The sequence below is a fragment of the Phenylobacterium sp. genome (genome assembly GCF_030646615.1).
In the GTDB taxonomy this organism is placed as follows: domain Bacteria; phylum Pseudomonadota; class Alphaproteobacteria; order Caulobacterales; family Caulobacteraceae; genus Phenylobacterium.
On sequence record NZ_JAUSLG010000104.1, the window covers coordinates 1 to 9,283 of the forward strand.

The 9,283-nt window shown below is 70.5% G+C and carries 11 protein-coding genes; 4 read left to right on the plus strand and 7 right to left on the minus strand.

What is annotated here, in order from left to right:
- Both Q7S93_RS18645 and Q7S93_RS18650 read right to left on the minus strand, forming a co-directional pair.
- A partial coding sequence (locus tag Q7S93_RS18645) for an enoyl-CoA hydratase-related protein (protein ID WP_304716316.1) occupies nt 1–606 on the minus strand: 606 nt, incomplete at its 3' end.
- A gap of 69 nt (nt 607–675) precedes the next feature.
- On the minus strand, nt 676–1,107 hold the full coding sequence (locus tag Q7S93_RS18650) for a DUF488 domain-containing protein (RefSeq protein ID WP_304716317.1): 432 nt from the start codon (nt 1,105–1,107) through the stop codon (nt 676–678).
- 107 nt (nt 1,108–1,214) lie between these two features.
- Here Q7S93_RS18650 and Q7S93_RS18655 point away from each other — a divergent pair, with 107 nt between their 5' ends.
- Nucleotides 1,215–2,105 carry an alpha/beta fold hydrolase gene (locus Q7S93_RS18655; RefSeq protein ID WP_370652226.1) on the plus strand — a complete coding sequence of 297 codons (891 nt, stop codon included), beginning with the start codon at nt 1,215–1,217 and terminating at the stop codon, nt 2,103–2,105.
- Between the two features lie 57 nt (nt 2,106–2,162).
- Here the strand turns inward: Q7S93_RS18655 and Q7S93_RS18660 are convergent, their stop codons facing one another.
- Together Q7S93_RS18660 and Q7S93_RS18665 are read right to left on the minus strand one after the other, a co-directional pair.
- A complete protein-coding gene (locus Q7S93_RS18660) occupies nt 2,163–3,104 on the minus strand; it encodes a thioesterase family protein (RefSeq protein WP_304716318.1) in 942 nt (313 codons plus the stop codon).
- Between the two features lie 95 nt (nt 3,105–3,199).
- Nucleotides 3,200–3,361 (minus strand): hypothetical protein, encoded by a 162-nt coding sequence (locus tag Q7S93_RS18665; RefSeq protein WP_304716320.1) that lies wholly within the window; start codon nt 3,359–3,361, stop codon nt 3,200–3,202.
- Nucleotides 3,362–3,468: 107 nt separating this feature from the next.
- Between Q7S93_RS18665 and Q7S93_RS18670 the strand changes: the two genes are divergently transcribed.
- From Q7S93_RS18670 to Q7S93_RS18680, 3 genes are all read left to right on the plus strand, one after another.
- Entirely contained in the window at nt 3,469–4,299 is an 831-nt protein-coding gene (locus Q7S93_RS18670) for a cytochrome b/b6 domain-containing protein (RefSeq protein ID WP_304716322.1), read from the plus strand.
- Complete coding sequence (locus Q7S93_RS18675; RefSeq protein WP_304716323.1) at nt 4,296–5,078, plus strand: molybdopterin-binding protein; 783 nt, start codon at nt 4,296–4,298, stop codon at nt 5,076–5,078. The genes Q7S93_RS18670 and Q7S93_RS18675 overlap by 4 nt, the downstream gene beginning before the upstream one ends.
- Before the next feature lie 78 nt (nt 5,079–5,156).
- Nucleotides 5,157–5,915, plus strand: coding sequence for a creatininase family protein (locus tag Q7S93_RS18680; RefSeq protein ID WP_304716324.1), 759 nt, complete (start codon nt 5,157–5,159; stop codon nt 5,913–5,915).
- 9 nt (nt 5,916–5,924) lie between these two features.
- On the opposite strand, the gene Q7S93_RS18685 is transcribed toward Q7S93_RS18680, so the two are convergent.
- The 3 genes from Q7S93_RS18685 to Q7S93_RS18695 form a co-directional block, all read right to left on the minus strand.
- Nucleotides 5,925–7,112 carry a cell wall hydrolase gene (locus tag Q7S93_RS18685; protein WP_304716325.1) on the minus strand — a complete coding sequence of 396 codons (1,188 nt, stop codon included), beginning with the start codon at nt 7,110–7,112 and terminating at the stop codon, nt 5,925–5,927.
- Between the two features lie 171 nt (nt 7,113–7,283).
- Entirely contained in the window at nt 7,284–8,276 is a 993-nt protein-coding gene (locus Q7S93_RS18690; protein ID WP_304716327.1) for a small ribosomal subunit Rsm22 family protein, read from the minus strand.
- Nucleotides 8,273–9,283, minus strand: a 1,011-nt coding sequence (locus Q7S93_RS18695; protein WP_304716328.1) for an AMP-binding protein, incomplete at its 5' end; no start/stop codon positions are given. The genes Q7S93_RS18695 and Q7S93_RS18690, both read right to left, overlap by 4 nt.

Sequence of the window (9,283 nt, forward strand, 5' to 3'; positions counted from 1 at the left end):
GGCTCGCTCGGCCGACAGGCGCCGCCCGGTATAGGCCAGCTCGCGCACCCAGCCCTCGGTGATCAGCTTGCACATCCGCGGGAAGGTGCCGACATCGGCGGTCATGCCGATATTGATCTCCTGCACGCAGAAAAAGGCGTCCTCGGTGGCGTAGCGGATGTCGCAGGCGCTGGTCATGTCCATGGCCCCGCCGATGCAGCCCCCCTGGATGGCTGCCAGGACCGGCATGCGGGCCTCGTCGAGGCAGGAGAAGCAGTCCTGCAGCCAGCGGATATGGTGGCGCTGGCCCTCGGCGGCGATGAAGCGGTCGGGGGCGGCCCCGCCGTCGGCCGCCGAGGTCCCGCCGCCGCCGAACACGGCCAGGTCCATGCCGGCGGAGAAGTGCTTGCCCGTCGAGGAAATGACGATGCAGCGGGCGCGGACATTGTCATTGATGTCGCGGACGATCACCGGCAGCTCGTTCCAGAAGTCCCGGATCATGCTGTTATAGGCCTCGGGCCGCTTGAGCCGGATATGGGCGACCCCCGCCTCGATCTCCACATCGAAACAGGTCCAGGGACCCAGCGCCGGAATGGCGGTGGAGTCGTTCGAATGGGCGGCGGTCATGGCGTATCCCTGGGTTGTTCTGAGTGTTGGCCCCCATCATCGCCCCCTGACGTGGGGAAGGCCAAGCCCTCAGAGGTCTTCCACCGGCTGATCCAGGGCCTCGCAGAGCCGTTCGGCGACGATCGCCCGGTGGCAGTCGCAGGCCCGGGCCTCGAAACAGAGCAGGGCGATCTTCTTCTCGCCGGCCAGGTCCTGGGCGCGGGCCAGCTGGGTCACGGCCTGAGGCTCTGCCAGGTGGGCCTCGAAGATGGCGCGCATCTCGGCGATGCGGCCCGAGCGGGCGGCGTCCCGGCCCGCCTTCGGGGTGCCCAGGCCCCGCAGGTGTTCATAGCCGATCCCCTCAGCCTCCAGGCTTGAGCCCAGTATGGTCTTGGAAAAGCCCGGCCGGCGCGAGGCGGCCACGGCGCGGACATCGACCACCAGCTCGACGCCGGCGGCCTTCAGCGCCTCGATCATCTGGGCCTGGGTCTTGCCCTCATAGCCGATGGTGGCGATGGCCATGGCGAACCTCTCCTTGGGTCAGGGGTGAGACAGGATATATGGAGGCTTCCCGCCCTGACCCAGCTTCACGGCGCAAACGAACAGCTTTGGACCGAGGGGATTGGCCGATGGATGGAATGGTCGATGCGACGCTGCGGACCCGCCGGTTTCCCCTGCCCAGCCGGGGCGGCGAGATGGCGGCCCTGGAGTTCGGCCCGGCCGACCGGCCCCTCGACATCGTCTTCTGTCACGCCAACGGCTTCAACGCCCAGACCTACAGGACCATCCTCGCGCCCCTGGGGGCGACCTTGCGCATCCTGGCTATCGACCTGCGCGGCCATGGCGCCACCACCCTGCCCACCAAGCTGGAGAACCGGCCGGGCTGGGCGGAATATCGCGACGACCTGCTGGCCCTGCTGCCGCACGTGACCACAGGCCCGGTGGTGGTGGCCGGCCACTCCATGGGGGCGACCACCAGCCTGATGGCCGCGGCCCAGACGCCGGAGACCATCGGCCGGCTGGTGCTGTTCGATCCGGTGCTCAGCCCCGATCGGACCGAGCTCGCCCCCACCGACATCGCCCAGTCGCCCCTGGTCCAGGGCGCCCTTCGGCGACGGCCGGTGTTCGACAGCCGGCCTGCGGCTCTCGCCGCCTATCAGGGCCGCGGCGCTTTCAAGACCTGGTCGGACGAACAGCTGGCCGACTATGTGGCCGCCGGCTTCCATGATCTGGAGGATGGCCGGGTGCAGCTGGCCTGCGCGCCGGCCTGGGAGGCGTCGAACTTCTCGGTCTATGACGGCCAGGCCTGGGCTGCGGCGCAAAGCTGTCCTTGCCCGGTGCGGATCTTCAGGGCCGAGCACGGCTCCACCTGCCGGGTGGACGGCCACATCGAGGCCCTGACCGCCACCGGCCGCTACCGGATCGAGACCGTGCCCGGGACCAGCCACTTCCTGCCCATGGAGCGCCCCGACCTGGTTCGTGAGGCCCTGGCGCAGGCGGTCGCCGGCCTAGCCAGCTAGACTCCGAGCCTTGAGCGCGTTTCGTCCGATAACCGGTTCCCACCTATCGGAACGCGCTTAGAGCGCCATCTCCGGGCGGGCCGTGGCCTGAAGCGCCGCCACCGTGGCGGGGCTGAGTCGCACAACCTTGCGGGCGTCGAGATCGAAGCCCACGGCGACATTCTCGGCGCTGGCCCAGGGCCGGCCGCTGACCGGGTCGATCATCCAGTGGCGCAGCAGGCGGAAGCGCTCCTCCACATGGGCGGTGGCCGAGCGCAGCTCAAAGCGGTCGCCGATCCGCGGCCAGGCGAAATGCACCAGGCGGTATTCCAGGGCCGCCCCGCCGATCCGGGGCGCTGGCCCGCCCTCCACGGCCGGCTCGGCCAGTCCCCGGTCGGGCCCCAGCAGGTGCAGGACGCCGTCAGAAATCTTGCCCATCAGGATCTCGGTGCGCATCCGGCCAAAGCCGTCGCAGTCGGGCGCGCCGATGACGCCCAGCCCGATGCGCTTGAGGCCCATGGCCTGCGCCTTCTCCAGGCTGCCCTGGCTTTCGCCTATGGGGCCCAGGGTGATCGAGCGCGGCGCGGCAAAGTCGGGGATGTCCACCTGCAGGGCCTGCGCAGCCTCGACGATCCGCCGGGGCCAGGGGAAGGCCCGGGCGCCGTCGGCGGTGACATGGCGGACCACGGTCTGGAAGGTGGCGGCCGGCGTTCCGTCGGGATGCAGGATGACGATCAGCAACCGGGCCTCGTCCTCGCCCATGGCCGCCACCCCGCCGCGGGCGGTGAGGGCCGCCCCGGGTTTGGCCTCGCGCAGGAACCGGATGTGCTGTTCGCGCACCACCAGGGTCGATTGGGCCAGCGGCGAAAAGGCGTCGGGCATCCCCAGGGCTGCGGCCAGGCCGGCCAGGGCCTCCATGGACTTGGCCACCCAGTGGCGCACGTTGAGATGACCCATCTCATCGCATTCCCAAGTGTTCACCCCGCCCACCCAGATTTCGGTTCCGCCGTTCCAGGTCATGCCGCCTCCCCCGTCGCTACGCCCGCAAGGGCGGCGCAGACCTTAGGGGCGCCCGCGCGCCGACGGCAACGCCGCGCGCCCCCTTTGGCCGGTCCTCAGGCCTCGCTGTCGCCCGGGACCTTGGGCGCCTCTTCGGTTTCGCCGGTCACTTCAGGGCCGCGGCCGGTGCGCTCGATCTGCTCGTCCTGGCTGCGGACGGGGGCTTCCGGCGGCGGGTTCTCCACCGGGGTGCGGTGTTTCGTATCGGGTCCAGACATCTGAGCCTCCTGGGTTTGCGTATGAAGGCAGAGCGCATAGGGCGGCGGGCCTGTTCCAGCCTGTCTTCCAAAGCTAGTCTGCCGGGGACGGGACAGGACCGATGTTCATGGACGAGACGACACCGGACGCCGCCGCCGATCGCCCCCGCCGCCGTCACAGCCTGCCGGTGCGGCTGACCCACTGGGTCAATGTGGCGGCCCTCTTCGTCCTGCTGGGCAGCGGGCTGCAGATCTTCAACGCCCACCCGGCCCTCTATTGGGGGCACACCTCGACCTTCGCCGAACCCTGGGCGGCCATGACCGCCGAGCCGGTTGGCGACCGGCTGGCCGGCTTCACCCAGGTCGGGCCGCTCAAGATCGAGACTACCGGCCTGTTTGGCCTGTCTGACGGGGAGCGCCGGGGCTTCCCCGCCTGGGCCACCCTGCCCAGCTATCGGTCCCTGGCCGATGGCCGCCGCTGGCACTTCTTCTTCGCCTGGGTGCTGGTGGCCAATGGTCTGGTCTACCTGGCCTGGGGCCTGGCCTCAGGCCACTTTCGGCGGGACCTGGCGCCGGCCCGCGCCGAGCTGTCGCCCCGGCGCCTGCGGGTCGAGATCGTCGCGCACGCCCGCCTGCGCTTCCCCAAGGGGGCGGCGGCGCACGGCTATAACAGCCTGCAGAAGCTGGCCTATCTGGGGGTGATCTTTGTCCTCTTGCCGCTGATGGTTTTGAGCGGCCTGGGCATGTCGCCGGGCGTCAACGCCGCCTGGCCCTGGACCTTCGAGATCTTCGGCGGCCGCCAGTCGGCCCGGACCCTTCACTTCCTCACCGCGGGCCTGATCGTCGCCTTCGTGATCGTCCACCTGGCCATGGTGCTGGCGTCCGGTCCCATCGGTCAGGTGCGGGCCATGATCACCGGAGGCGCCCGGCGCGGGACCCTGGAAGGAGACCAGCCATGAGCCGAACCGCGCCGCACCGCCGCGGCCTGCTGTCGGGCCTGGGGGCCAGCCTTCTGGGCCTCACCCTGGCCGGCTGCGACCAGCTCAACCGCAACCCTGCGGTCAAGGCCGGCCTCGCCCGGGCCGAGGGCCTGACCCAGGCCGCCCAGCGGCTGATCCTGCCCCGCACCGCCCTGGCCCGGGAGTTCGAGGCCAGGGACATCTCGCCGGACTTCCGCGCCAACGGCACCCGCCGCCCGGGCGAGCCGGCCTATCAGGCGATGGTCGAGACCGGCTTTGCCCACTGGCGGCTGCAGATCGACGGCCTGGTGGAGCAGCCCCTGGCGCTCAGCCTGGATGACCTGCGCGCGCGGCCGGCGCGCACCCAGATCACCCGCCACGACTGCGTGGAGGGCTGGAGCAGCATCGGCCAGTGGACGGGCGCCCGGCTCTCGGCCCTGCTGGACGAGGCGGGGCTGAAGCCGGAGGCCCGCTACATCGTCTTCCACTGCGCCGATCGGCTCGATCCCCATGCGGCCGGCGACCGCGGGCTCTATTATGAGAGCCTTGATCTGGTGGACGCCTTCCACGAACAGACGATCCTGGCCTACGAGATGAACGGTCAGGTCCTGCCGGTGGCGCACGGCGCGCCGCTGCGCCTGCGGGTGGAGCGCCAGCTGGGCTACAAGCACGCCAAATATGTGATGCGGATCGAGGCGGTGGAGAGCTTCGCCCAGATCGCCGGCGGCCAGGGCGGATTCTGGGAAGATCGCGGCTACGAATGGTATGCCGGAATCTGAGGCGGTCTCGGGGGTTACCTCTGCGGCGTGAAGCGCCTATGTCGAATCACGAACATCGACCACGCGGAGACCCCTGCCATGCTGCTGCACATGTCCACCTGGGCCGAGGTCGAGGGTTTTCTGAACCGTTCCAGGACGGTGGTCATTCCCATCGGCTCCAACGAGCAGCATGGTCCCACTGGCCTGTTGGGCACAGACTGGCTGTGTCCCGAGATCATCGCCCATGAGGCGCAGAAGAGCGGCGACATCCTGGTGGCGCCGACCTTCAATATCGGCATGGCCCAGCACCATCTGGGCTTTCCGGGCACCATCTCCCTACGGCCCTCGACCTTCATCGCCGCCATCGGCGACTGGTGCCGGTCCCTGTCGGCCCACGGGTTCGAGCGGCTCTATTTCCTGAACGGCCATGGGGGAAATGTGGCCACCATCGAGGCCGCCTTCTCCGAGCTCTATGCCGAGGCGAGCTTCGCCGGAAAGCCCCGGGGCTTTTCCTGCCGGCTGAAGAACTGGTGGGAGCTGAAGGGCGTCATGGGCCTGGCCGCCAGCCAGTTCCCGGTCGGCCACGGGAGCCATGCGACCCCGTCCGAGATCGCCGTGACCCAGTGGGCCTATCCGGACTCCATCAAGACGGCGGAGTACTCCCCAAAGATCGCCCCCACCGGCCCGATCCGCGAGGCCCTGGATTTCCGCGCCCGCTATCCCGACGGCCGCATGGGCTCGGACCCCGCCCTGGCCACCCCGGAAAAGGGCGGCGAACTGGTGCGCATGGCGGCCGATGGCCTGCTGGAGGACGTGGCCGCCTTCACCGCCGAGGCCAATCCGCAGCTCGCCGGCTGACGGGGGTCCTTAAAAGACGCCGCCGGACGGCATCGCCAGGCGGGCCGGCGCGCGGGGCTTGACCCGGCCGGCCCAGTCCAGCTGCTCGGCGGGCACCAGGCCCTCAGCCTGGCTCACCACCGTCTGGGGTTCGGTCACGAGGTCGTGGTCGATGGTCGCCACCTCGACGACCTGGATGTCCCCGCCCTCGCCCTGGCCGGCGTCGCCGCCCACCTGGGTTGCGCCCATGGCGTCGACCGCCTCGGTCAGGGCCACCATCTGCACCTCGCCAGGGCCAGACAGCCGGTTGAGGGCGGCGACCCGGAAGCCGACGGACTCATCGCCGCTATAGGCGCCGCCAAAGGCGCCCGGCAGGCCCCAGCCGCCCATCCAGCGATAGAAGATGTGCGCGCCGACCGTGGCCACCTTCATCAGGCTCGGGCTCCAGTAGGGGGCCACATAGCTGGCGTGATAATGGGTGGCGTTGCCGACCTCCTTCATCACCGAGCCGGACAGGGCCGCCTCGGCGATCTGGCGCGAGCGCATCCACCCCTCGGGGTCAGGCGCCCGGGCCAGCGCCCCGTCGCAGGTGAAGGTGAACTGGCAGCCGGTGGTGCGCTCCGAACCCTGGAAGACCACGCCGCAGACCGAGGCCGGATAGGCCGGATGGCGCACGCGGTTCAGCACCACCTGGGCGACGGCCCGCTGGCCGTCCACGGATTCGAAGCGCGCCTCGTAATAGATGGCGGCGGCCAGGCAATCGACGGCGCGGGCCTGGTGCGAGGCGCCGCCGGAGATGCGGAAGGGCCGGGCGGCCGGATTGGGCAGGGTCGAGGTGGGATTGGACGCGTTCCAAAGCCGCGCCTGGGCCTCGTCCATGTCCTGCAGGCGCAGGATGGCGGGCTCGGGGGCGCCGTCCAGGCCCTCCATGACGCCGGTGGCGCGATTGATGTGGGCGAAGGCCAGGGACACGGGAGTCGGGGCGAACCGGTCGGCCACGCTCAGCATGGCCGGGTCCATGGCGCCCGTCAGGCGGGCGAAGGCCACGGCGTCCATCTGTCCGGAGGTGAGCTTGGCCACCCGCAGTTCGGGGCGCTCCTGGCCGATATAGGGCGCGGCCATGGCCAGCCCGCCCGCCAGCAGAGCCACCAGGAAGACCTGGAGACCTGCCATATAATGATGATGTTCGGTGTCGAATACGCGACGTAACTTCAGCACGCTCAGCTCCCTGACGCGCCCGCCCCCGTCGTCGTCACCCCATAGGACCAAAGCTACCTTGAGGCGAGTCCCAAAATGAACCGGGTTCGCTTAAGATGAGCCCATTCCTGGCGACGACACACCGGGCAGGCGCCTGACGCCAGCAAATGCGGCGCCGCGAAAGGCGCGCGTTCAAGACTTGGCGTTCAGGGCGTCGCCCCAGTCCAGGCGCCTGGCCTGCGCAAAGGCCGGCTTGTCGCGGCGGGGGACGAAGCGGTGTTCCAGGGCGCCGGTTTCGACGCAGAGCTTCAGGTCGATGCCGGGCTTGGCCTGCCGCGGCGGGCTGAGCACCCGGGCGGCGAAGGGCGTGACCGCGACGCGCTCCCGGGCCGCGGCGAGCCAGATGAACTTCTCGTCCTCGAACGGGACCTCCGCGCCCTTGGCCAGGCGGTGGTCGCGGGAGCGGGGCAGGCGCTGGACGAAGTGGCACCAGTCGGGCGCGGTCAGCGGGCAGGCCTGGGCGTGCGGGCAAGGGCCGGCCAGGGCTGCGCCGGCCGCGATCAGCTGGGTGCGGGCGGCCAGGATACGCTGATAGCCGGCCGGCGTGCCCGGCTCCACCAGCACCAGCAACCCCTCGCAGGCGTCCCACAGTCGGTCCACTAGGGCGCCCTGCGCCGGGCCCGGGATCTCGGCCAGGACGTAGGAGGCCACCACCAGCTCGGCCCGCGGCCAGGCCTGCGCCTGGGCCGCCGTCAGATTGGCGCGGCGGCGCTCGGCGCCGGCCAGCACCGGCGGGCCGGCCTCGCCGAGGATGCGGGCCAGGTCGAGGAAGGGGCCGCTCTCGTCCAGCAGCAGGGCCGCCTCGATCTGCGGCCAGACCTCCAGCGCCGCCCAGCTGGCGGTGCCGGGACCGGCGCCGGCGTCCAGCAGGGTGGCCGGCGCAAAGTCCGGGCAGGCCTCGGCGGCCGCGGAAAAGGCGGCCATGTCGGCGGCGTAGGTGGCCGGCAGGCGGGCCAGGGCATAGGCCAGCGCATCGTCCGGCGTCAGCACCACCCCGGCCGACCCCCCGCCGCCGCGATAGGCGGCCGAGACCCGGGCCGCCCGTTCGGCCAGGTCGCGGCGCGAAACGCCTTCAAGCCTGGCCTCGATGGCCCCGCGCAGGGGGCCGGGCAGGTCGGGGCTCAAACCGCGACGCGATTCTTGACGAGGTCGTCCACCACGCCGGGCTCGGCGAGGGTCGAGGTGTCGCCCAGCTGGTCGGTCTGGTTCTCGGCGATCTTGCGCAGGATGCGGCGCATGATCTTGCCCGACCGGGTCTTGGGCAGGGATGGCGCGAACTGCAGGGCGTCCAGGGCCGCAAAGGCGCCGATCTCCCGGCGGACCCAGCCCTTGATGTCGGCCTGCAGGATGTCGGTCATCTCCACGTCCGACTTGAGGGTGACGAAGGCGTAGATGCCCTGGCCCTTGATGTCGTGCGGATAGCCGACCACGGCGGCCTCGGCGACGGCCTCATGGCCCACCAGGGCGCTCTCGATCTCGGCCGTGCCCAGGCGGTGGCCCGAAACGTTGATCACGTCGTCGACGCGGCCGGTGATCCAGTAATAGCCGTCGGCGTCCCGGCGGCAGCCGTCGCCGGTGAAGTACTTGCCGGGATAGGTGGTGAAATAGGTCTGGATGAAGCGCTCATGGTCCCCATAGACCGTGCGCATCTGGCCCGGCCAGGAGTCGGTCAGGCAGAGATTGCCGCTGGTCGCGCCATCGAGCACCTTGCCCTCGGCGTCCACCAGCTGGAACTTCACGCCTGGCAGGGGCTTGGCGCAGGAGCCGGGCTTGGCCGGCGTCGCGCCCGGCAGGGGGGTGGCCAGGCAGGCGCCGGTCTCGGTCTGCCAATAGGTGTCCACCACCGGGCAACGGCCGTCGCCCACCACCCGGTGATACCAGAGCCAGGCCTCGGGATTGATCGGTTCGCCCACCGTGCCCAGCAGGCGCAGAGACTCGCGGCTGGCCTTCTTCACCGGCGCGTCGCCGTCGCGCATCAGGGCGCGGATGGCCGTGGGCGCGGTGTAGAAGATCTCGACCTTGTGCTTGTCGACCACCCGCCAGAAGCGGGAATTGTCGGGATAGGTCGGCACGCCCTCGAACATCACCGTGGTCGCCGCATTGGCCAGTGGCCCATAGACCACATAGGAGTG